This is a genomic window from Butyricimonas paravirosa, from assembly GCF_032878955.1.
GTDB classification, from domain to species: Bacteria; Bacteroidota; Bacteroidia; order Bacteroidales; family Marinifilaceae; genus Butyricimonas; species Butyricimonas paravirosa.
The window spans coordinates 3,720,733-3,743,908 of the sequence record NZ_CP043839.1 but is presented as its reverse complement, the minus strand read 5'-3'; the positions used below and the strand labels follow the sequence as shown (position 1 = coordinate 3,743,908).

Below are 23,176 nucleotides of genomic sequence, written 5' to 3'. Positions count from 1 at the left end.
AAATTGGCGATTTTCAGATAAAGATTAGCACAAACTCACAATATTTTAAAAGGCAGGCTCTCCCACCTATTCGTATCATACCTGCAAATATATAAATACTTTTTCATTTTTCAATACTTTTTCTATTTTTAGAATTAACCAAAAACAGACTATATTGCTAAATCTAAAGAGATGGCATGATTACTATTTTTCAACAAGAAATACTATTTTTTCCTCTGTTTCCTCGTTATACCCCAAACAACGGCACATTCTTCCCTAGTTATTACAGCCATAATCGTAAGAAATGTAGCACACTCTCATCAAATAAAAACGACCGCAACTAGTATCCCAACAAGTCACGGTCATGATATATGGTTGCAAAAAAATTAATCTTCCACGCAACGGATAAAACAAGCATCACTTTTGCCATCTCCACCACCGTTTTTCGGAAAAACATTAGCATGATCTAACGAGTTAAAATCAAAAGTAAAATAATTTATATCCCAAGCAATTATAGAACCTGGGTTTACTTTATTATTCAACCAATAAATCGCACCTGGTCGCCGGAATAGATCATAGAATAAAGGATTACTTTTAGGACTGGGATAATAATCTATTCTCCCGGAAGCATATCTAAGTACTCCCCTTGCATTAGTATTCGCATTAAAGGGAGTTCCCCCCCACGGCTCATAATCATAGTTTCTTCGGTGTCCATATCCCGATGCTCCTACAGGGAAAAACACATGCTTACCATTACTCTTGTTATACACGAAACATCCTCTCATGCCATAACCACTAACACGTTTTCCATCCGCTCCCACACGATATTCATAAACGTCTTGAATCTTTGTACAAGTTGCATTAGCCTCATCGCCATAAAGTACCCCATACCCCTGTTGGATATTTTTATCATCAAAAAGTGCTTTATAATCCTCGTACTTTGCAATTCTTACTCCATCTCCTAATTTCACCTTCCACGTGGGAGATGTGTTGGAAGTGCCAGCGTTTATTTCTTCCCATCGCAAAGTTTTTTCACTTCCAACTATTGTAAAAAGCTTATCTTTAGCATTTTTAAAATCTTCTTTTTTAACATTAGTCCATGGGCTTCGGGAATTTTCCTGATTGGATGACGCAATGGGTTGCTCTAAGTTATTGAAGCGAAACAAGGAACCTTCGTCAAGAGGATTCGCAGCCTCTTGCGTCTCGCTAACTAAATTACTGATATGCCATTTTGCTCCATTATCCACAAGTTGCACCGGAGCATCTCCCCGTGTAACAAAAATCAGGTGTTGGCAAGTGTAATTATGATAGTCCACACGTATCACCGTGTGATAACCCTCCCCCTCATTGGGTCTCTTTGGAAAATTCACCTTAAATTCAATAGGACTTCCTGTCTTCCCAGTTACCTCCTTCTGACCGCCATTGAATGTAATAAAATCATCGCCTTTAAAAGGGAGTCCATCCACCTCTTGGGGAATATACGCCCGCCAAGGACCTTCAGATGGGAAAACTTCAAACTCCTCAGCCTCCTCCTTCGGCAATCTCATTAGTTTGACATGAAAAGATTCGCTATTATCCGCACTCCGATAAATTCCCTTGGGATTAACGACACGTCGCACCTGAAAGATTTTTGCCGTATCTCTCAATGTTTGCACTCCCCTCTCATCATCAAATTTAATTTCTGCAGTAAATTCCACTTCTGCCCGACGTTGGTAAGCAACATAAGGATTATTACCAGTATAAGCGGTAGTGGCAATCATCTGTTTCGCCCGGGTGTACATCGGAACCATCACATTGACAGTCTTATTTCCTTCGGTAGGTTTTATACTATAATTACCATCCTTATCATCTATGTAATCTATTTGTCCCTTAGTGACGGAGTAACTTCTTATTCCCCTCTCTTCATTTTCATAGTAGAGCTTGTTACCAAGATCTTTTTCCGTAGTTCCAACATATTCCACACCTGCAGCCTCTGACGCTTGTTTCTCGTCAACTGTCAGCACCTTAGCCGTAGTCTTGCGAAGAGAAAGAAAACCGTTCCAAGGCGCATTATTTTCAGCAGTAGGCTTCACGGCATAATCATAATCATGAGCATAATCAAGCGTCGAGGCTCCCTCCGGAGCCCAATTGTTGAATATAATTCTCGCATTCAAAGATATAAGTTCAGCTCCGGCAGTATTGATTTTTAAAGGGAAATCCATGGTACGATTATAAAGATAGGAAATGTAATAAGGCTGTGGTACTTCGATTCCGGGCACTTCCTCTTCATACTCGATATGCCAATCCACATCATTGGCAAAGTTCTTCAATACTAACGTAAGTTTATAGTGATAATTTCGTTCGGCATTGTAATCAGTTGTAACATTTTTGCCAAGCATGAAACGATACTTAATAGGACCACTACCCACTTTTTCGGAATTAATGGAAACATAATAAGCGTCCACTTCGATATAGGTACCACAAGGCACACCATCTTTAGGGCGATAGGTCGGGGCACCAGGCAAACCGGGATAATCTAGTCCTTCCTTTCCATCTGCATCTTGACGTTTATCAGGCATATCATCTCCCCCTCCCTGCATATTTTCAAAGAAGAACAAAGCATCGGATGTTTCACCATGTTCGCCATACGTGAACTTACCGCTTGATAATCGCGCACGATAGTTTTCGTTAAATGTCGGCTTCTCTCCCTCATAATAACGTATAATTTCCCCTTCAAAAAGATCACCCTGCTCCTCTATTTTATTCGTATTGCCCAAAAAACAAGTCTTAGGAATATCTCTAATCTGAACCGATTTAAGGTAAACGAAAACACCTTCATTCAATCCGGAGGCATCATAAGCAACAGTCACCTTCGATGCAGCACGCCGCACCCACGCATGCAACTTCGCTGTATTCTTATTGATTAACACCGATTCTTCTTTGGCAAGTACTTTTTCATCCACTGAAAAATGACCAAACATTTGGCTGTTATTTGCTATCTCCTTGGTGTCCCAATCGAAAGATATTCCTTTCAACCCTTCCCGTGTTTGAATTGACGCTTCGTATTTGGGGTGATCCAAATCCAGATTGGCAACTGCATAAACATAGTACCTCCCCTGAGGAACAACCAATCTAAACGATACACGGGAAGTTTCCGATTCCGCATAGGGTTCTCCCGGTTTAAGATCCTCCCTATTAACCGGAATTGGCTGCAAACCTTCAATTTTTTTCATTTCAACCAAATTCCCATCCTCCGAGTACAACAATACCCACAAATCGTTAATCACTTTTATCGCATCCCCCGCAGTCCTGCTCGCCCCATTCAATGCGGGAACCAACGGTTTGAACTCCACGATAGCAGTCACCGTACTTTTGGCTCCGGGGGTAAAATCATCTCCTTCTCCCAGTGGTTCATCCTCGCAAGCAGTAAAACAAATGAACAACATGCATAAAAGACTATATATTAAATCCCGTTTCATATTTCCAGCTATTTTCTGTTATAACCCGAAACCCGGCTTTAATTCAACTTCCCTATAAGGCTCAACATTAACTTCGAATTCTAACTCTTTATCGGTAAGAGTGATATAAACCACGACATGCGTGTTTCTTGGTAGTTTATCAGGCAAATTATCAAGTTCCCCTTCTAGATAAACTCCGTTCACCGTGATACCCACGGAATACTTCCCTTCTCGTTTTCCCTCCAGTAAATAAATAGGCGACAATTCTGTAAGTATCGGAGTATCCCCTTCTTTCATCGCGGGTAACGTGATCTCTAAATCCTCGTTGTAATCGTATTCCCTGACAAATGAAGGTACATCAAAACTTTTTATCGTTAAATACTCTTTTCCCTCAATATTCTCGCTCTCGTATTTAGCGTTACGCGGCAAATAATATTCTTTATCCGCCATATCTTTAATAGTCAATCCGGTCAATTTTTTCTCGACCGCACTACTGTTTGTTATCCTGAACGTGAATTTCACGGCAGCCCTTGTCACGAAAAGTTTACACTCGCTATCCATCTTGGGTACATACACTTGATGGCACTCGCTCATGGGCAAAGCCCCCACGAGCTGCCCGGAAGGCACGTCCACCCGAACAACCAGATTGGTAACTTCTTCTGTCGGGAATACTTCCCCGACCTTTATATTATCAAGGAAACGAGCCAAGGTGAGTGCATCATTACTATCTCCTTGACCAACCTTGATTTGCTCATTATCCTCATTCACGAAAAGATAAATCCGTTTCCACTCCCTACTAACCACCTCAAATTTACCCGACACACGATCACTCACCATGGTGGGGGACAAAGGACCTATAAAATCATTTTTCTCGACCACATCATTCTCCCGCACTACGATCACCCGCAATCTTTGCATCTTCTCGTGTTCCCCTTTCGCCCCCGCATCTTCCTCTACACCACGAGCCATGGATTGTGCCACATCGGACAACGCCACACTGATATTAAGGTTCACCAGAACCTCTTCCCCGGCATCCTCCTTCGCATCCCGGCTACATCCCCCTATCAACAAGGATGCCGTCAACCAAAATATGATAACACAAGCAACCTTTTTCATTCTTGAATCTCATTGACTCTAACAACCCAATCGTTAATCTTTATCTCCGTTTTCAACCACACGTGGTTAGCATCAAGAAAAAACAACATCGACCATTCGCTCTCCCGATCCAAGAATTCTTGTTTGTCCATATCTCGATGAAACTCACTCCTAAACGCCAACAAATAATTATTCAACGGGATGTTCACTACCTCCCCGCCATCCGCCTTCCGGCGAATCACGAGTTTCGGACTATTTTTGAGCATCAGCCGTGAAGTCGAGAACTCCGCATACGCCATAATAACCTCCTTGTTATTCCCCATCAATCCTGCCGAAACTTGTCCTCTCGCCCAAGGCGTGTACACGATTTCACCATTGGGGATTAAATCATTATCACAAGCAAATAACGTGTTGTCATCCGTAATTTCGAAATCAAAATCCTTGTCATCTACCGGATCGCCGTTCATCTGTTGCAACATGATCCGGATATTGTTCGTGTTCTTCATCATCTCCACCACCCCCTCTTGATACAAGTCCGCCGTGGTGAGCGTAAGCTGCCCCCAATACATATCGTGCAATTTTTTTCGGTCGGGATTCGTCAAACAATCCTCATCCATCCTTGCCCGTGCATTGCGATACTCGCTTCCCCCTGTCGGTGTCTGCATGGAAAAAGAACTTTTCTCGCAGGCCATTCCCCCGTAAGCCACGAAGCGATAATTCCCCGGCTCCAGGTCCAACGTCATCCGGTAACTTTCGTCCCGCAATTCCGGTCCCGTCACCACACGAGTATCCACGTAATTTCCTTTCTCATCGTATATATAAAGCGTCAAGCAATCCACCTTTTTGGGGAAAGCATTGGCAAACTCCATGTTGTAATCGTAGATAAAACGAAGCGATACTCCGTGTGCGCATGGGTCAAGATCTTCATATATATTCTCGCACGAAGAGAAAGCAAAGCTCATCGATGCAACACAGAGTGCCGCACCGATGATTCTTGAAACTATATTTCGTTTTCTACTTTGCATGTTAATTTTTAAAATTCGATATTATTTATACGAACTGTCCAAGGCAATACTTCTACGGAAAGCGTCAAGTAAACATCGCCACTTTCATCCGGATCATCCGGATCTACGGGATCCGGATCGTTATCCGAGATCCGCGGATGACCGAGTTTATTTATTCCCGTAACTGCTAACTTGTAAACATTATTACGTACCACGGCAAACTCCATCGGCCCCATTTGTCCGAGTTCCCCATTATCGTTATGCCGGTTCCAATAGAAATAATAACAATAATACCCGGGAACACTACCCTCTTCACTACTAGACTGGTAAATGGTAAACAAGGATTTTACCGCAGCCTTTCTGAAGCTATCCCAATACGCATTATTATTTATGTTATTTTCATGCCATTGATTCCATAAATAATCAGGACTCTCAGGATCATTACTATATACTGCCACTTTCTTTACGTCACCATCTTCCTCTACACAAATATCTTCCGCATTTTTAGGTGCTCCAAATACAGCCTTATAAAATTCTCTGCTAGCCCCAGATTCTAATGCTGCGGCACGTACTTCTTTCCAAGTCACATAAATATTCGTCAAATACGTGTAAAGTATTTTATCTTTCTTAGGATCTCCCGTAATATTTTTAGAATCAAGAGCCTGTACCAAAGAAGATTCTGGATCTGCACCTTCGGGTGCCATCATTTTACCTTTAAAAACAATTCCGGTAGAAAACCCTTGTTTTTGCTGTGGTATCCCGGGTATGGTATTTTCCGTTACATAACGCCAAATCTTATATTCTTTTTTATTATAATTATCTTCTGTACCCTTCAATACATCAGCAATATCATAAGTATCCCATTGTCCGCGTGCCGCCACATCTATTTTCCACACACCATCAGTCACATTTCCAAGAGGATACATGAAATGCTCCTCATAAGTATTTACATCAACATCCGTCACTTTTTTATAATCGTAATCTGTGTCTACCACGTAGTTCTCTGCAGTTTCTACTCCACAAATATTCCAACCTTCCTTCTCTCCATTTTCAGAGACACGGCGCAAGTAATAGAATTCCTTACTCATGTTCACCAATGCCATCTTTTGCAATTGAATTTGCATGATGGTTTGATCATTTCTTTTGACAACATTATAAGTATTATCCCCGCCTTCACTTGCATCTTTAAAATCAAAACGAGCAACGGAACGTTCCACTTTTATAGCCCCAGCGTTATTAACTTCCTTATCGGTACCATTACCGTTATTCCCAGACAAATCGAACGCTTTACTCTCGGATGTGTAATCATTCCAATAATCCAATTTTTTAGGTAATTTCTTTTTCGCAATTACGGCATTAGACATCAAAAAACTTTTTTCTTTCCAAATCTCTTCCGAAACATTGGCGATCGCATTCACCCAATCTGTTGACCCCTGTGTTGCTGCAGTAATTACAGTTTTCAAGTCCTGCGTGGGATTACAGAATACATAAACGTGAATTTCATCGTTTTTCAAATTCCCGTTGGGATCTACATTATCCTTAGAATAATAATCACCCAATATCGATTTACTGATTTTTTTAGTCGTGTTGAAAGATGACTCCGTCAATACTTTTATGGCGTTATTCGTTTCCTCCACGATACTATGAGCGATAAATTTGTCATCTGTTGTTGCCAACACGAGCAAAACTTCTCCCACGTTATTCTCGTAGTCCTTCCCCTCTTCAGTTCCACCCGTACTGGTTCCATAATCTCCATTTTCCGGTGTGTTCGTTTCACTACGAGCGATCCCTCCCCCGGCAGGGAGCTGTACCGATACATTCATGTAAACGGCATCTTTAGATCCATTCAGTTCTCCGTCTGGATCATCACCTGTAAGGGTGTCATTGCTACACCCGGCGAACAGACCCATCACGAGAATGCTCGCGAAATAATTCCACATTCTTTTCATTTTTTCACTTTTTATTTAAATTGGTCATTTTTTACTTCTTCTATTTGGTGCAGGGCATCTTCAGCTTCGGCTATACCACCTCGGGCAGCCTCAGCGAAAAACCTCATTGCCGAGTCGTAATCCCCCGAAAGAGCAGCATAAACCCCTCTAGCATAAACCGCTTCTTTGCCGTCTCCAGCTTTATCCAAATAACGGGCAGCCCCCTTCAAGTCACCCTTTGCCATGGCGGCATTGGCGGCATTCAGGTTGGCAACCTCGTCCCCCGGGAACATCCTCACGGCAATCTCAAATGTCTCATTGTACTCATCACTACCCGGTTCCAAATCCCGTGTAGCAAGATATAACTCCCTGAGGCTAAGTTTTTGAGGCTGAGTTTTCATAATTCGACGAATCTCTTCAGCACTCGTATAAGTACGTACCACGTATTGCACCACGTAATCAGAGTGCCGTAAACCGGGATACACATTTTTAAGTAAGAACTGATAATCCTCCGGATATGTCGATTTTATCATTTTCTCCTTAGCATCCGGTTCTACGTTCGAACGGATAAGTGCCAGTATCGCATCCCGGTTTTTCAAATTTGTACTATCCACGTACGCTTCCAACCCGGACCAATCTTCCGGTTCATAGGATGTCAAGATTACGTTATCCGGGAAATGGTACAACTCCCGCACATACGTTTTCAACGTTGCCGTTCTCCCCTTAGCAAGACGGGTATTGTTAGCGTAAGTACCCTCTGGAGAAGCGTACCCCTTGATACTTAACGAGGTTATACGAACATCCGGATCATTCCGCACCACGTCTATCGTCTGCCTGATCTTTCGTAATTCCACCGGGTTATTCCGGTAATCTTCGTGAATTTCCGTACGATTCACAGGAAAATCAATGTAAGCAGATCCTTTCACCTCACGCACCTTCACGGGTTCAACATCAGGAGGCAAATAAACAAACACGGGCGTGTAAACTTTCGGTTCAAACCGGAATAGTGTCACACGGTGATCATCTCCCATCTCTTCACCTCGACACCCGCACGAACTTTCGTCCATCACAAGCGCTGACGTCGACATCCAGTTTTCAAAAGGAATCACTGCACGGTAATTAATCGTCTCCGTCTTACCCGCACGCTCTAAAATAATACCGTCCGTAACAGGAGTGTTACGCAAATGATAATAATACCGGTTTCTCCCTGCAATAATCATAAACGGAAGTTGAATACTATCTTGCCCCCCTCTTAACACCGGAATAAGGAGCAACTCTCGATTACTGGCAACATCCAAAGCAGACACATCCACGGTCATCGAAACAAACAAGGAATTCTCCCCACGTACCACATCAATATTCCTTACCTCTCCCCGACCATCAGCAAATTTTTGTCCATATATACTTGCCACGCATGATAATAGCAACAAGCTTAAACACCATATCTTTCTCATAATCGTTCTTTTAAAACAAGTAAACAAAATTCAAAGCTGCCTTTGTAGGCCCCACATAGTGATGTGTCCGATCTTTCGCCATACTGGTACCACATGAAGTACAAGGGTAAACATCATACCGCGTATAGACATACCCGAAACCTATTTCCGCTTCGAAATTCCAATGTTTAGAAAGTATCCACGAGTAACCATAAACAGCCCCGATTCCAAGAAACCATCCTTGGTAACGACGATCCTTCAAACGAGAAAAGTCTGACCCCAGAAAAGAAATATTGTTTTTTAACTTTCCGACATTGTATTTCCCACCTAAAAGATGTCCTCCCAAAAAATGCCCGGAAAAACGGTCACAAAACCAATAACGGGCTTCCGGCTGCACGAGCCAATGTTTCCACTTACGATTCTCCGAGAAAGTCCACCCGTTATAATTACCGGAAACATCCAATGTCCACTTTGGAGCGAGACGAAACTCTAGTCCAAGGTTTACCGTTGCCGTTGCATCATACAATAAATTACTTTTTATGGCAACCTCTTGGCTTCTTGCTCCCACGCCGAGAAACAAACATGAAAACAAGACTACATAAAATCTTAGATTCATCTTCCTTATATTTAAATTTGCTATTACGCCTTCATTTCATTTACACGCCCTCACACCTGTAAATGGTTATTGTCCAAATCAATAACTCTATACAAAAAATATCTTTAAACGTTCGTTTAAAGATATTTGGGAAATAGAATAAAAAATAATATTTTATAATTGTTACTTGTTTTGTATATCAGATTATTACATAAAGTTTTGATTTTTGCGATAATGATATTACCTTTGTGTCATAAAACGAAGGTTTTAAGATACACAAACAAATATTAAATTGTTTCGTTAGTATTATATCTACTCGTAAGACCGCGAAATGTATTTACCACTTCAACACGATGTAGGATCTATTACACTAAAATCAAATCCTCATAATATACCTTTCCCATGAAAATGAATAGTTTCTCTTTGCTACACATTTCACAAGTAACTTTCTCGATCTTCTTGACAACGTTAACGGAGTGATCCCGAAGAATACAAAGTATTAAAACAAAAATTGATGGCGACACCAAATCACTAACACACTCAGATAAAAGACCTGTTCGATGATTAACACGGAGGCACCGCAACAATCTCCCGTGTACCCCCCGATCTTGATTTTCAAGAAGAAACGCAACCCGATGGCAGTCAGTATGGCGGGGATCATTGCGAAACAGAAACTTGCATCTTTCAGGAAGAAAAAGGGAATCAAGGTGATCAATCCCACGATCACGAATATGAACGTGCGTACCTTGCTGTAAACAAGTTTTATTTTACTCTCTTCCTCTTTCCGGACATAAGGTAACGTATTTACCATCACGGCCGCACAGAGTTTCGAAAAACAATCCGCCGCAATCACGATCGGGAAAATCATGGCCGGGTCGAAACTAGACAATAAGGAATAATAAAGAATAAAGTAGAGTACTAAACCGATGGTCCCGTAACACCCGATATGCGAATCTTTCATAATGGCTAGAATCTTCTCTTTAGAAGTTCCTCCACCAAACCCGTCAAAAAAGTCCGCCAACCCGTCCTCGTGCAATGCCCCAGTCAACAGGATTCGGGCAATAATCGCCAAAATACACGCCACCTCCAAAGGCACAATCTGTGCCGCCAGCCATAAAACACCCCCCGTCACGGTCCCCGTCAAAAAACCGACCAAAGGCCAGTATTTAATAACATCCGTGAAATAACGCTTGTCCACGTTGACAATCCGCCATAAAGGTAGTCGAGTAAACATCATGATTGCTGCCAAAAGAGAACGCATACTAATTTTAGATTTAATGATTTATGATTTTAAATTTGGTAATTATATATTACTTTACAGTCCATTAAGGTAATGCTTGTTTTCATACTCAGATAGTGTTTCAAAAAGTGTGTAAATTCCTTCTTTTCTCATGACTGCAAAATTATAAATAGTTCAATAAAATAATCTTGATTCTAAAAAATTATAAATAGGATATTTATAAATATCTGCATTTTGGGCTACCGTTCCCATTAGGAGAATAACGGCTTGGGGGTTTGGCATGGCGCCCCTCATGTTGATGACCCTCTTGTAATCCCTGTTCAGCCTTTCGATCCAGTTTGTGGTGTAAATCATCCCCCTGATTTCCCTCTCGTACTTGAAGTAGGTGAAATAGAACCTGTACCTGTCGTGGCAATATCTTTTCAAAACGGGATAACTTTTCTGCCACCTGGCAATAAACTCTTTAAATTTTTCGAAAGCCTTTTCCGGGGAGATCTCCCACTGGTCGGGAGCGCAAACCTGCTTGAGTTCTTCCATGACCTGTTTCTTGTCCCTGGGCTTGACTTTCCCAGCTATATTCCTCTTCAGGTGCACGGTACATAATTGTAAATCTGCTTTTGGAAAGGTTTCTGCCAGCACGTTTTCAATACCGGGCAATCCATCACACACCAGGAGATCAATCACGGCCACGCCTCTTTCCTTGAGGTCTTCAAACACGTCCTTCCAGTTCGTGGCACTTTCCGTGGGGAAATTCACCACGGCCAGCACCTCGCGGGTTCGGTCTTCTTTCACCCCCAAAACCGTGTAGTAAGCCTCGTTGGAAACGGAATCATCACGACGGGTGAGGACATAGGTGGCATCGATGTAAATTATCGGGTAACGATTATCCAGTTCACGACCTAGCCAGGCATTTACATCCTCGCGGGCCGTGTTCAACAAGCGGCTAACCTGGCTTTTACTGTAATGTTTGCCGTAAAATTGCTCGTAAATTTTACCCACCTGTTCCGTGGTTAAACCGCTGCAATAAAGGCTACTCACTAGCTTTTGAGCCTCTTCTTCCTGGTCTTTTAGCACCCCCAGTAACATCGGGTAAAAATGGTTGTTACGACTACGCGGGACCCGAAGTTCGAAGACCTTACCGCCATGACATACTCGACGACCACGAAAACCGTTACTCACGTCACCACGTGTCTCGTTATGAAGATCACGTTCCGATAACATTAAACTCTCTAAACCTTGTTTAACCAAGCCTTGTAAACCTAGTTCACCGTTTGTGATTTCGGAAATTATTTCCGAGATTTGTTCATGTGTAAATTCCATAATTATTCATTTTTGAAAATTGCATTACAAAAATAATCAATTCGGAATTTACACACTTTTTGAAACACTATCCATACTCAAACTCCTCCGTCACTTCGTGCCACCTCCTCTATAAACAGAGGAGGAACTGGTGACTCTTCCCGAATATAGAGAGTATTTTAGCTCTCCCTCTGTTTATAGAGGGAGTACCCCGAAGGGGGGAGGGAGTTCATTTTCAATTTTCCACTTTCAATTTTCAATTACTTAAAGTATTTCGTTACTGCTGCCGCCTTGAAAGAGGCCATTTCGTTGATCATGTTCACGGCTGAAACGAGTAAGGGATAAGCGCAAATAGCTCCAGTCCCTTCACCTAGGCGCAAACCGAGATTTAATAAAGGTTGGGCGTGTAGGAAGTCCAAAACTAATTTATGCCCACACTCGTCACCTTGGTGACCATAGATGCAATAATCCGTTAAGGCGGGGTACAACATCTTTCCGGCAAGTACACAATTCGTCATGATAAAGCCATCCACGATAATAACCATACCCAATTCGGCAGCACGCAGCATACCTCCCACGGCAGCCACCATTTCAAAGCCGCCAAAATAACGGATAATGTCTTTCGGAGTTCCATCCCCCTTGTAATTTTCCATACACCGTTTCAACACATTATACTTGTGTTCAACGCCTTCCCTAGACAACCCACTACCCGCTCCGACACAATCGCTCAAAGGAATACCTGTCAAGTAAGTCATCCACAGGGAAGAAGAAGAGGTGTTGGCAATCCCCATTTCCCCGAAACTCACCACGTTCGAACCCTCATCATGAACCATATCCACGATCTCCACTCCGATCTCGATTGCCCGGTCAAATTCTTCCGGGGTCATGGCGGCCTCGTACAAATAATTTGAAGTTCCCTTACGGATTTTACGATCAATCAGCCCTTCCATAGGTTCGAAATCCGCATTTACCCCACAATCCACCAATTTAATCCCGAAATGATGCTGACGGGAAAACATATTCACCCCAGCCCCCCCTTTGATGAAATTAAAAATCATCTGGGCGGTCACTTCCGGAGCCGAAAAGCTAACCCCCTCTTTCACGATCCCGTGATCGGCAGCAAAAATAATATTCTGGGGGTTCCGTAACTCCGGGGAAAGCGTTTGCTGTATCAACCCGATCTGGTGTGCTGTTTTTTCAAGTAATCCCAAAGATCCCTTGGGCTTGGTCAAATTATTAATCTTATCTATCAAAGCCTCCGACAAAGCCTTGTCGGTCTCTTTTATTGTAAAACTTCTCATACAATTGAAAATTGAAAATTGAAAATTGAAAATGAGATATACACTTTCAGGTTTCAATTCAGATTATATTATCATTTTATTTTACTCGCATGGCAATACCGGAAACCATCAGGACAACTTCGTCCGCCCGATCTCCTATATATTGATTCACCCATCCTTGCAAATCCGTGAACCGCCGCTGAACAGGGTCAACAGAAACTCCTCCCATACCGATCTCGTTCGTGACGAAAATAAAGGTTGCCTCCTGCCCGGTGAACCGGTCGAACTCTTCTTTTATCTCCCGCAAAGATTTATCCACGTCGGAATCATTGTCAAAAAAGAAATTGGTACTCCACAAGGTCACGCAATCAATGACCACGACCCGCCCCGACACGTCACATCGACTAATCGCTTTTTCTTCTTCCAAATTGGTCCATTGCGGTCCCCGGTCCTGTTGATGACGTCTCACCCGTTCCCGGAATTCATCATCCCACACCCTCGAAGTAGCCAGATAAACGGGATTCTCTGCCAACTTTAGCGCAAGCTCTTGGGCATAACGACTTTTCCCGGATCTTTGTCCTCCCGTAACTAAAATTATTTTTCTTTTCATCATGGCGACAAATTTCTCTGTTTTTTCAAGAAATACAAAGTAATCGCCCGAAAAATCTACAACTTTATTTCCGGCTCCATCCCAGCAAGCCATCCACGATGATTCCCAGCAAAACACCCACGGTATAACACAGAATATCACTCCACAAAAAACCGAATCCCAAGACCAAACCTCCTAACGTGGTCTCCCGGATGGCGTCAATCCAAGGAGCATGATACAATTGGCTGATCTCGATCAAGTAGGAAAAGGCCAATGCCAACACGCAAGCCACCCTTTTCTTAGCATTCACGAACAAGAAACGACATCCGAAATACACCATCATGGCCCACAAGACATCCCCTAGGTATAATTTTACAAAATCAAGCGTGCAAGCACTCATTTTCCGGGAAAGTAATCCCAGTATAACCACGAAAAGGGTTAACAACAAATATTTCAACCGTTTATTCTTCATCCCTATCATACATCCAACGTTTCCTTTTGACAACAAATTTAGGAAGAATCTCCCATAATACCACGCCACACGCAAAAACAATCAAGCACCCCGACAAATACTCTAAAGATTCAAAATTGTTTACTAACTTTGTAAGTTAGAAGTCTAAAAAGAAGTGATGATGGAACTCATATTATCCCGACACGGGGAAACATTAGAAAATCAACAACATATACTCCAGGGCCAACTTCCCGGGACCTTATCTCCATTGGGGATAGCCCAAGCCGAGAGACTGGCGGAGATGCTCCAAGAGGAAACGATTAACAACATTGTTTCCAGTGATCTGGCCCGAAGTTATAACACGGCGGTCGCCGTCGCCCGGAAACACGGGCTGACTCCTCACCAAACTCCCCTCCTGCGGGAAATGGACTGGGGCATATACACGGGTAAGCGCTTGGATGACGTGGACTGGACCAACCTGCCTCCCAGCGTGGAATCCCTAGATGCTCTCTTCCAAAGAGCTATTGATTTCATTGCCTATTTAAAAAAGAATTTCTCCGGCCAACGGGTAGTGGCCATTGGACACGGAGCATTCAACCGGGCAATTATCGCATACCTCAACGGGAAAAAGGCTATTGATATGATCGACCTTCCTATCATGGAAAACACAAGTTGCCTACGTTTTACGTTAGTGGACGACAACCAAACAGTATAACTCAATTTTCAACTAACATGAGAATATACACGAAAGGCGGGGACAAAGGAACAACAGGAATATTCGGCGGGAGCCGGGTGGATAAAGATGATATTCGTATTGAAACAAACGGGACCCTTGACGAGCTGAATGCCACACTAGGTGTCATTCGAGCCTTACTGGACGAGAAGGATGAACGGCAAGAAATTCTGGCATACATACAGCGAACGTTAATGATAGTCATGTCACAAGTGGCAACTCCCTCAAACATCCGGGAACAAAACCAGAACATCCTACCGGAAGATATAGATCGGTATTGCGAACAACAAATCGACCGCATGAACAGCGAGATGCAATACCCGTCCACACATTTTATCCTGCCGGGCGGAACGCTGATTTCAGCCCAATGCCACGTGGCCCGCACGATCGCCCGCCGGGCAGAAAGAAGATTGTGTACCCTAAACAAGACAGACGAGGTACCCCCGCTTATCCTGCGATTCGTGAATCGCCTCTCGGACCTACTGTTCACCATGGCCCGCTGGGAAATGGACCAGCAAGGTGCAGAAGAAGAGAGATGGAAAGCGTTCCTTTACAAAAAAAGAATCAATGAATAGCGTTCGCCTTGTGCGGCTGGAATCTAAAATCTAAAATCATTAAATCTAAAATATAAATGCCTTTTCTTCGTTCAATCATGTTTGTCGGGACCTGCTCGGATGCGGGTAAAAGCATCATCAACACGGCGTTTTGCCGAATTTTCAAACAAGATGGTTACCACCCGGCCCCCTTCAAGGCGCAAAATATGTCGCTAAATTCATATTCCACTCCCGACGGGCTGGAAATCGGACGGGCGCAAGCGGTACAGGCCGAGGCGTGTGGCATTGCCCCGGAAAGCGACATGAATCCTGTCCTGTTGAAACCCACGAATGAACAATGCTCGCAAGTCGTACTCAACGGAAAACCGGTCGGGAATATGTCTGCCAGAGAATACTTCATGTCCAACAACAAGGCCGAATTATTCAACCAAGCATACGCTGCCTATGAACGTCTGCAAGCCCGCCACTCTCCCATCGTGCTGGAAGGAGCCGGGAGCATCTCGGAAATCAACTTGCGGGAAAGAGACATTACGAACATGCGGATGGCATTGCGCACAAATGCCGCCACGTATCTGGTGGCGGACATCGACCGGGGGGGAGTGTTTGCCTCCGTCTACGGTTCCATCGCCTTGCTTTCAGAGGAAGAAAAAAAATTGATTAAAGGAATTATCATCAACAAATTCAGAGGAGATATATCCCTTTTCGACGAGGGAAGAAAGATCATACACAACCTCACGGGTATACCTGTTGTCGGCGTGATTCCCTATTTCAAGGACATTTATATTGAAGAAGAAGACTCCGTCTCACTGGAAACCAAAAACACCAAAGCCGGGAGCGGCAAGATTAACGTGGCCATCGTACTCCTGAAACGCCTTTCCAATTTCACGGACTTCAGCGTGCTGGAACGAGACGAACGATTCCATGCTTACTACACGAATAACGTGGAAGAAATTGGTAAAGCCGACATCATCATTCTACCGGGAACGAAAAACACAATCTCCGATCTGCGAAACATCCGGGCAAACGGTATCGCGGAGGCAGTCATCCGGGCTCACAAGGAAGGTAAAAAAGTGATCGGTATTTGCGGGGGGTACCAGATGATGGGCGCCCGGATCGAGGACCCGGATCAGATTGAGGGGGACATGACCGCCATTCCCGGCCTGGGCATCCTTCCTCTTGTCACGATCATGGAACCTGAAAAAGTCACCCGCCAAGACCAATTCACCTTCCGGAATCACCCGGAAACCTGCAAGGGGTACGAGATTCACATGGGCCGAACAACCTTGTTGGACGGGGCTTTGGAATCTCCCTTGAACCGTTTACACGACGGACGGACGGACGGCTATATCTTAAACGAAAGATGCTGGGGTAGTTACCTCCACGGAATTCTGGACAATGACATCGTCCTCAACGAACTGGCAGAAGGATTGACCCAAGCAACCCCCACTACTTTCAATTATACCGATTTCAAAGATCAACAATATAACAAACTGGCCGATCACGTACGCGCACACGTTGACCTGCCATACATTTATTCCACCCTTAAAACCAAGTAATATGCTGAACGGACACGGAGATGACATATACAAATCAAACACGGAAATAAAAGCTAATTTCTCCACCAACGTATGGTATGACGCGGACACGGACATTCTCCGTTCCATGCTGATCACCCAAATCGACAAAATATTCCATTACCCGGAGCCTGCCGCCGAATCATTCGTGCGGGAAGTTGCCCGGTTCCACAACCTGCAACCGCAAAACGTGATTGCCGGAAACGGTGCCACTGAACTGTTTTACTTGATCGCACACGCTTTTGAAGGGAGTAAAACCATCCTTCCCATTCCCTCTTTTTCAGAGTACGAAGATGCTTGTACCCTTTACAGGCACCAACAGATATTCGTACCCATAAAAGACTTTCAGGCAGGCCCCGCAGACCTGATGTTCATTTGTAATCCCAACAATCCCAATGGACACGTGTGGAAACTGGAAGAGATCGAAAATATTTTACAGCAATACCCTCAAATGACGCTTGTCGTGGACGAATCGTTCATTGACTTTGCCCCCACGGCACAGCCATCCGAACCGTTATTAGCCAGTTACCCTAATCTACTGGTCATTCATTCCATGACGAAAAGTTATGCCATCCCCGGATTACGCTTAGGCTATATGTTGGGCAGCGAAAAACTGATAGACCGGATCAAACGCTTCACCCACCCGTGGAACGTGAATGCACTAGCCATCGAGATCGGGAAATTCCTACTGCAAAACGGGAAGTACCTCCTACCCGACACGGACAGGTTGCTCAAACGTAAGGAAAATTTTGTCCGCGCTTTCGATGAACTTCCCGGTTACTCTCCCGTCCCCTCGGAAACCTCGTTTTTCCTCATTCACACGATTCATAAATCCCACGTGTTAAAACAGGAACTATTGAAACAATTCGGGATTCTGATACGAGACGCCTCGAACTTCAGAGGTCTGGACGAACATTACTTCCGGGTAAACACGCTCTCGGATGAAAAAAACCAGATGCTACTCCGAGCGTTGAGGTTATTATCCATCAATGATTTATAATTGGTTGTTATGCTCTCATTTTCAATCGTCATCGTTCCTCTCATCATCGGGTATCTTCTCGATCTCATTTTTGGAGATCCCCGGAAATTACCTCACCCGATCGTAGCCTTTGGAAACATCATCGGGTGGTGTGAACGTCACTTTAACAAAGGGGAACACAAGAAACGAAACGGGTGCCTGGTTGCCATTATCCTGCCACTTTCCACCCTTTTCTTAGGGGGACTTCTCGCCTGGGGAAGCTGGATGCTCCATCCCTTCGCGTATTACTGCGTCGCCTCCGTGTTCGTTTTCTACGGATTGGCGAACCACAGTCTTATACAAGAAGGTGGAGAGGTTATTCGAACTCTTGAAGAACAAGGATTGGACGCCGGACGAAAACGCCTGTCGTGGATTGTCGGTAGAGACACCAGTCAACTCTCCCCCAAAAAGATATATACCGCCGTATTGGAAACCATGGCAGAGAATTTGAGCGATGGAGTGGTCGCTCCCCTGTTTTTCTATGCACTGGGAGGATTTCCTGCCATGATGGCTTATAAAATGGTAAACACGCTCGATTCCATGATCGGGTACAAGGATGCACGTTACAAAGATTTCGGGTGCTGTTCAGCTCATCTGGATGATGTACTGAATTATATTCCAGCCCGGCTAACGGCACTTCTGATCGCCTTGTCCGGCTACCGGAAAGGAATCTTTTCCTTCATCCGAAAATACGCCCGCCAACATGCCAGCCCCAATTCCGGCTACCCGGAATCCGCTATGGCCGGAATACTCGATTGCCGCTTCGGGGGACCGAACATTTATCACGGAATACTCGTGGAAAAGCCTTACATCGGAACGAACGACAGGGAATTATCGATTAGGGATTACAAACGTGCCGCCCGCATCAATCAATCGGTATGCCTGATCACGGTAATCCTTATTTGCCTTGCTTTCACACCATTGATATAAAAAGAACGGGGGTGTTCAAAAAGTTATTTTATTTCAAAAAACTCCTCCGTCACTTCGTGCCACCTCCTCTATAAACAGAGGAGGAGCTGGTGACTATTCCCAAAGATAGGGAGTATTTCAACTCTCCCTCTGTTTATAGAGGGAGTACCCCGAAGGGGGGAGGGAGTTTGAAAAATGACTTTTTAGACACCCCCGTTCTTTTTCGAACTAATTTATTTCCGTTCTCCTAATTTATCATCCAGATAAATCAAGTTATGACCGTTCATCATCTTGATTCTATCAACAATAGTCTGTGCAGTAGACTCTTCTTCCACTTGCTCATCTACAAACTCATTGATAAAATTCTGGGCAGCTTTATCATTTTCCTTGATAGCTACATCCAATAAATCATCAATCAATTTAGAAACATGACACTCGTGTTGATAAACATGCTCGAATACTTCCAAAACAGAACCCCATGCTGTCGGTACCACGTTGATCTGACCGATTTCTACATTTCCGTTCCGTTTGATCACGAAGTCAATCATTTCATAAGCATGATCCAATTCCTCTTTTGATTGCGCTCTCATCCATGATGCCATTCCGTCGTAACCATTCTGTGCAAAATACACGGACATTGACAAATACAAATTGGATGACCACATCTCAGCATTAATCTGAGCATTAAACGCCTTTACTAAATTTTCGCTCAACATAATTGTTTATTTAAAATTTGATATTCATTCTTCCAAATCGTTTGAAGAACGAACAAATTACATGCCATTCCAAAATTATGTCATTAAAAATATAGCTTAAGACATTTTGTCATTTTTGACTCATTAACATTAAAAAATGATCCATACCACACTCTCCCCAGTAAAAATGAATATAACTTGCCAACACATTTTTATAGGTATATACCGGAGTATCAACCACCATATCCTTGGCATTATATATCGTGCCAATCACAGGTATTTTCTCATTCGCAGGCAATATTCGGGAATAGTGAAACTCATGCCCCGAATACGTTGACCGTTTACACGAACTTCCCGGTAGCCCAATTTCAATTTCATCTGTTCCATCGTCGCCCCTTGTTTCAACACGCCTGCCATGGGGTAAACCTTCCCGTCGTCACCTGTAATCGTGTCACACAAATACATCATCCCACCACATTCTGCCAACACCCGCCCTCCGGTTTCGCAATACTTCCGGACAGACTGTCTCATTTCCTCGTTAGCCGCCAACTCCGCCAAATGTAGTTCCGGGTACCCTCCGGGGAAATAGACCATATCGGCCTCCGGAAGACTTTTATCACGCAGCGGACTAAAAAACACCACCTCCCCGGCTCGTTTCAATGCCTCCACGTTCTCCCGGTACATGAAATTAAAAGCCTCATCCCGGGCAATAGCGATCTTCCTGTTCCCGGAACAAACGACATCTTCCGTCTGTTCTCCGGAAAATTCCACCGTACAGAGTTCCAGTAAACGATCGACATTCACGGTTTTGTCAATCACCTCTGCCACCCGGTCCGCAAATGCATCAAAACAAAACGTCTCATCAATCGACAACCCCAAATGACGGGACGGGATAACAATACTTTCATCCTTTGGGATATACCCCAATGCCTCCACTCCGGCATCCGCACAAGCCTGCTGCAAATAAGCATAATGCGCCACCGATGCCACGAAATTAAACACGACCCCGACAACCCGGATTCCCGGATAGAAGTGTTTAAAACCATACAACACCGGAGCCACGGTATAGGCCGTGGATTTTGCATTAAGTACCAACACGACGGGAATACCGATTAACTCGGCAATCTCCGCACTACTTCCCTTCATCCCATCGTACCCATCAAACAACCCCATCACCCCTTCCGTCACGCAGACATCACTCGCTGCTCCATAGCGGGCGTACAGTTCCCGCACATGCGCCGCTGACGCCATATAAGTATCCAGGTTCACGGATTCCTCTCCTGCAGCCATGGCATGATGTTTCGTGTCTATATAATCCGGCCCACACTTAAAAGGTTGTACCTTCATTCCCCGGTTCCGTAACAATCGTAACAGACCTAACGTGAATGTCGTCTTCCCGCTACCGGAACCTGCCGCCCCGATCATGATGAATGGTTTCTGTTTCATTTCTTTCAGTATTTACAACACACAAAGATAAAACTTCTCGAAATAATAAAAGTATAATAACATTGGATGTTTCTAATAAAAGCCTATTTTTGTAGCGTTACGATATTTGAGGCGGTTGCAACATTGGTAAACTTTCGGAATGGACGCCGGGAGCGGGCCTCAAGTATAAAGGAATGATTTATGAAGGAAATGGACATGATTAAAGACATCGTCCGGGCTTACAGAAATTACCCGGATTATGTGGCTTTTGTAATTGATGATACCTCTTACACCTATCAAGAGGTATTTGCCCGAGTGCAAGGAATTATGCCCTTCGTGCAGGATTGCCCGGAAGACATTATCGGAATCATCGCGGAAGATTACATTGAAACGTATGCCTCTATTCTAGCTGTTTTATTGGCCGAAAAAACTTACGTAATCCTCCATCCCAATTACCCGGACAGTCGGAACAGGACCATTGTGGAATCCACCGGGATGAAACAGGTATTATACGGTCACGAATCCGGTACGCGGCAAGGCCTCCCCAACGAGATCAAATGTATTTCAACATTAGAGCTACGGGATGAAAATACAGACCATCTAACAGGAGAGCAAACGCAAGATACAAACAAGAATGCCTACATCATTTTCACCTCCGGAAGTACCGGGATTCCCAAAGGAGTCCCGATCAGCCGGAAAAACTTGAACGCATTCTATGCTGCCTACCATCAACTGGGTTGGCAACTTGGGCCGACAGACCGGATGTTGCAAATGTTCGAACTGACATTCGACGTTTCAGTCGTGTCCACCCTCTACCCGTTAACCCTCGGAGCCAGCGTTTACACGGTGGGAACAAGCAAGTTGAAATACATGAGAGTATACGAATTGATGGAAGATGAGGAACTGACTTTCGTGGCCATGCCTCCCTCCCTATTACAATTCCTGTCCCCTTACTTTGACGAGATTCACGTTCCAACACTCAAATACCTTATCGTGACGGCAGAAGCAGCAAATGCCGATCTTCTCCAACGTTTCAGGGCCTGCGCCCCCAACGCAGAGTTCGTAAACCTGTACGGTCCCACGGAAGCCACAATTTATTGTACGGCTTACCGGATTCCTCCCGAAGGTTGCAAGCAACACAACGGGATGATCGCCATCGGCCACCCCTTCACCGGAATCGACACCCTGATTATGGACGAGAAGGAAATACCCATGCAGACCGGAGAACAAGGAGAATTATGGGTAAGCGGAGAACAAGTCATGCGAGGCTATTGGCAGGATGAGGATAAATCCCGACAGGCATTCGCCCGTTTCAACGGGAAAGTGTACTATAAAACAGGCGACCTCTGTTCTGTCGATCCGGACGGGGACATCATCTATCGCGGACGTAAGGACTACCAAGTTAAAGTGCAGGGTTTCCGGGTTGAACTCAGCGAGATCGAATACCGGACAAAGAAATTCTTCCCGAACGAGACCAATGCCGTCGTCGTTCCCAAGAAAGAGGATGACGGGGGATGTCAATTGCACTTGTTCGTCGGGACAACTCCCCACGAACGGGACGCTTTGCTCCATTACCTGAAGGAACACTTACCCGTCTATATGTTACCGACCGAAGTTCACTTTTTAGAAGAATTCCCGTTAAACACCAGTGGAAAAATTGACCGGAAAGCATTAACGACATTAATATAAAAAACTATGGAAACCGAAGAAATCTTACACGAACTGGACACGATTTTTCGTGACATTCTAAAAAACGAAAACATCACGTTAACTCCCGAGACCACGGCAAAAGACGTGGACGGCTGGGATTCTCTGACGAATATGCGCCTCATCACGGCCATCGAAAAACATTACAACATTCGTTTCGGCCTGCGTGAAATACTGAAATTCAAACACGTGGGTGACCTGTGCGCGTCCATCCAAGCTAAAAAGAAGTAG

19 protein-coding genes and 1 pseudogene are annotated in these 23,176 nt (G+C 44.2%); 7 read left to right on the top strand and 13 right to left on the bottom strand.

Annotation, left to right across the window (positions count from 1 at the left end):
• Window positions 1-365: 365 nt before the first annotated feature.
• The 11 genes from F1644_RS15250 to F1644_RS15200 all read right to left on the bottom strand — a co-directional run bounded on the left by F1644_RS15250 (window position 366) and on the right by F1644_RS15200 (window position 14,360).
• Window positions 366-3,437, bottom strand: a complete 3,072-nt coding sequence (locus F1644_RS15250) for a DUF4906 domain-containing protein (RefSeq protein ID WP_118305369.1) — start codon at window positions 3,435-3,437, stop codon at window positions 366-368.
• Window positions 3,438-3,455: 18 nt separating this feature from the next.
• Window positions 3,456-4,532, bottom strand: a complete 1,077-nt coding sequence (locus tag F1644_RS15245) for a hypothetical protein (RefSeq protein ID WP_118305370.1) — start codon at window positions 4,530-4,532, stop codon at window positions 3,456-3,458.
• Entirely contained in the window at window positions 4,529-5,536 is a 1,008-nt protein-coding gene (locus tag F1644_RS15240; protein ID WP_118305371.1) for a FimB/Mfa2 family fimbrial subunit, read from the bottom strand. Before F1644_RS15240 ends, F1644_RS15245 begins: the two co-directional genes overlap by 4 nt.
• Window positions 5,537-5,544: 8 nt before the next feature.
• Window positions 5,545-7,464 carry an Mfa1 family fimbria major subunit gene (locus F1644_RS15235; protein WP_118305372.1) on the bottom strand — a complete coding sequence of 640 codons (1,920 nt, stop codon included), beginning with the start codon at window positions 7,462-7,464 and terminating at the stop codon, window positions 5,545-5,547.
• A gap of 11 nt (window positions 7,465-7,475) precedes the next feature.
• On the bottom strand, window positions 7,476-8,897 hold the full coding sequence (locus F1644_RS15230) for a DUF3868 domain-containing protein (RefSeq protein ID WP_168044578.1): 1,422 nt from the start codon (window positions 8,895-8,897) through the stop codon (window positions 7,476-7,478).
• Between the two features lie 10 nt (window positions 8,898-8,907).
• Window positions 8,908-9,492: a DUF3575 domain-containing protein gene (locus F1644_RS15225; RefSeq protein ID WP_118305374.1), complete on the bottom strand. Its 585-nt coding sequence runs from the start codon at window positions 9,490-9,492 to the stop codon at window positions 8,908-8,910.
• A 478-nt stretch (window positions 9,493-9,970) separates the two neighbouring features.
• Window positions 9,971-10,732: an adenosylcobinamide-GDP ribazoletransferase gene (cobS, locus tag F1644_RS15220; RefSeq protein WP_087419672.1), complete on the bottom strand. Its 762-nt coding sequence runs from the start codon at window positions 10,730-10,732 to the stop codon at window positions 9,971-9,973.
• A gap of 153 nt (window positions 10,733-10,885) precedes the next feature.
• Entirely contained in the window at window positions 10,886-12,031 is a 1,146-nt protein-coding gene (locus tag F1644_RS15215) for an IS256 family transposase (RefSeq protein WP_273493712.1), read from the bottom strand.
• 239 nt (window positions 12,032-12,270) lie between these two features.
• The gene (cobT, locus tag F1644_RS15210; protein WP_118303650.1) at window positions 12,271-13,311 is read right to left on the bottom strand and encodes a nicotinate-nucleotide--dimethylbenzimidazole phosphoribosyltransferase; all 1,041 of its coding nucleotides are present in this window, start codon (window positions 13,309-13,311) and stop codon (window positions 12,271-12,273) included.
• A 76-nt stretch (window positions 13,312-13,387) separates the two neighbouring features.
• A complete protein-coding gene (locus tag F1644_RS15205) occupies window positions 13,388-13,900 on the bottom strand; it encodes a bifunctional adenosylcobinamide kinase/adenosylcobinamide-phosphate guanylyltransferase (RefSeq protein WP_189021492.1) in 513 nt (170 codons plus the stop codon).
• A 64-nt stretch (window positions 13,901-13,964) separates the two neighbouring features.
• The gene (locus F1644_RS15200) at window positions 13,965-14,360 is read right to left on the bottom strand and encodes a ribosomal maturation YjgA family protein (protein WP_308424602.1); all 396 of its coding nucleotides are present in this window, start codon (window positions 14,358-14,360) and stop codon (window positions 13,965-13,967) included.
• A 148-nt stretch (window positions 14,361-14,508) separates the two neighbouring features.
• Between F1644_RS15200 and F1644_RS15195 the strand changes: the two genes are divergently transcribed.
• From F1644_RS15195 to cbiB, 5 genes are read left to right on the top strand one after another with little or no spacing between them, the layout of a single operon-like run.
• Window positions 14,509-15,045, top strand: a complete 537-nt coding sequence (locus tag F1644_RS15195) for a histidine phosphatase family protein (protein WP_118303648.1) — start codon at window positions 14,509-14,511, stop codon at window positions 15,043-15,045.
• Between the two features lie 17 nt (window positions 15,046-15,062).
• Complete coding sequence (locus F1644_RS15190; protein ID WP_118303646.1) at window positions 15,063-15,638, top strand: cob(I)yrinic acid a,c-diamide adenosyltransferase; 576 nt, start codon at window positions 15,063-15,065, stop codon at window positions 15,636-15,638.
• A 56-nt stretch (window positions 15,639-15,694) separates the two neighbouring features.
• Window positions 15,695-17,173, top strand: coding sequence for a cobyric acid synthase (locus tag F1644_RS15185; RefSeq protein ID WP_118303644.1), 1,479 nt, complete (start codon window positions 15,695-15,697; stop codon window positions 17,171-17,173).
• Between the two features lies 1 nt (window position 17,174).
• On the top strand, window positions 17,175-18,191 hold the full coding sequence (locus F1644_RS15180) for a pyridoxal phosphate-dependent aminotransferase (protein WP_087419667.1): 1,017 nt from the start codon (window positions 17,175-17,177) through the stop codon (window positions 18,189-18,191).
• A gap of 9 nt (window positions 18,192-18,200) precedes the next feature.
• The gene (gene cbiB, locus F1644_RS15175; RefSeq protein ID WP_118303642.1) at window positions 18,201-19,139 is read left to right on the top strand and encodes an adenosylcobinamide-phosphate synthase CbiB; all 939 of its coding nucleotides are present in this window, start codon (window positions 18,201-18,203) and stop codon (window positions 19,137-19,139) included.
• A 212-nt stretch (window positions 19,140-19,351) separates the two neighbouring features.
• Here cbiB and F1644_RS15170 read toward each other — a convergent pair whose 3' ends face one another.
• Complete coding sequence (locus F1644_RS15170; protein ID WP_087419665.1) at window positions 19,352-19,834, bottom strand: ferritin; 483 nt, start codon at window positions 19,832-19,834, stop codon at window positions 19,352-19,354.
• Between the two features lie 109 nt (window positions 19,835-19,943).
• A pseudogene (locus F1644_RS15165) lies at window positions 19,944-21,259 on the bottom strand (cobyrinate a,c-diamide synthase).
• Between the two features lie 180 nt (window positions 21,260-21,439).
• Here F1644_RS15165 and F1644_RS15160 point away from each other — a divergent pair.
• The gene (locus F1644_RS15160; protein ID WP_118303638.1) at window positions 21,440-22,927 is read left to right on the top strand and encodes an amino acid adenylation domain-containing protein; all 1,488 of its coding nucleotides are present in this window, start codon (window positions 21,440-21,442) and stop codon (window positions 22,925-22,927) included.
• A 6-nt stretch (window positions 22,928-22,933) separates the two neighbouring features.
• Entirely contained in the window at window positions 22,934-23,176 is a 243-nt protein-coding gene (locus F1644_RS15155) for an acyl carrier protein (RefSeq protein WP_087419662.1), read from the top strand.

Excerpts from the sequence above, each read along its gene's own strand:
- F1644_RS15250 (WP_118305369.1), bottom strand. The coding sequence starts at position 3,437 with ATGAAACGGGATTTAATATATAGTCTTTTATGCATGTTGTTCATTTGT.
- F1644_RS15245 (WP_118305370.1), bottom strand. The coding sequence starts at position 4,532 with ATGAAAAAGGTTGCTTGTGTTATCATATTTTGGTTGACGGCATCCTTG.
- F1644_RS15240 (WP_118305371.1), bottom strand. The coding sequence starts at position 5,536 with ATGCAAAGTAGAAAACGAAATATAGTTTCAAGAATCATCGGTGCGGCA.
- F1644_RS15235 (WP_118305372.1), bottom strand. The coding sequence starts at position 7,464 with ATGAAAAGAATGTGGAATTATTTCGCGAGCATTCTCGTGATGGGTCTG.
- F1644_RS15230 (WP_168044578.1), bottom strand. The coding sequence starts at position 8,897 with ATGAGAAAGATATGGTGTTTAAGCTTGTTGCTATTATCATGCGTGGCA.
- F1644_RS15225 (WP_118305374.1), bottom strand. The coding sequence starts at position 9,492 with ATGAATCTAAGATTTTATGTAGTCTTGTTTTCATGTTTGTTTCTCGGC.
- cobS (WP_087419672.1), bottom strand. The coding sequence starts at position 10,732 with ATGCGTTCTCTTTTGGCAGCAATCATGATGTTTACTCGACTACCTTTA.
- F1644_RS15215 (WP_273493712.1), bottom strand. The coding sequence starts at position 12,031 with ATGGAATTTACACATGAACAAATCTCGGAAATAATTTCCGAAATCACA.
- cobT (WP_118303650.1), bottom strand. The coding sequence starts at position 13,311 with ATGAGAAGTTTTACAATAAAAGAGACCGACAAGGCTTTGTCGGAGGCT.
- F1644_RS15205 (WP_189021492.1), bottom strand. The coding sequence starts at position 13,900 with ATGAAAAGAAAAATAATTTTAGTTACGGGAGGACAAAGATCCGGGAAA.
- F1644_RS15200 (WP_308424602.1), bottom strand. The coding sequence starts at position 14,360 with ATGATAGGGATGAAGAATAAACGGTTGAAATATTTGTTGTTAACCCTT.
- F1644_RS15195 (WP_118303648.1), top strand. The coding sequence starts at position 14,509 with ATGATGGAACTCATATTATCCCGACACGGGGAAACATTAGAAAATCAA.
- F1644_RS15190 (WP_118303646.1), top strand. The coding sequence starts at position 15,063 with ATGAGAATATACACGAAAGGCGGGGACAAAGGAACAACAGGAATATTC.
- F1644_RS15185 (WP_118303644.1), top strand. The coding sequence starts at position 15,695 with ATGCCTTTTCTTCGTTCAATCATGTTTGTCGGGACCTGCTCGGATGCG.
- F1644_RS15180 (WP_087419667.1), top strand. The coding sequence starts at position 17,175 with ATGCTGAACGGACACGGAGATGACATATACAAATCAAACACGGAAATA.
- cbiB (WP_118303642.1), top strand. The coding sequence starts at position 18,201 with ATGCTCTCATTTTCAATCGTCATCGTTCCTCTCATCATCGGGTATCTT.
- F1644_RS15170 (WP_087419665.1), bottom strand. The coding sequence starts at position 19,834 with ATGTTGAGCGAAAATTTAGTAAAGGCGTTTAATGCTCAGATTAATGCT.
- F1644_RS15160 (WP_118303638.1), top strand. The coding sequence starts at position 21,440 with ATGAAGGAAATGGACATGATTAAAGACATCGTCCGGGCTTACAGAAAT.
- F1644_RS15155 (WP_087419662.1), top strand. The coding sequence starts at position 22,934 with ATGGAAACCGAAGAAATCTTACACGAACTGGACACGATTTTTCGTGAC.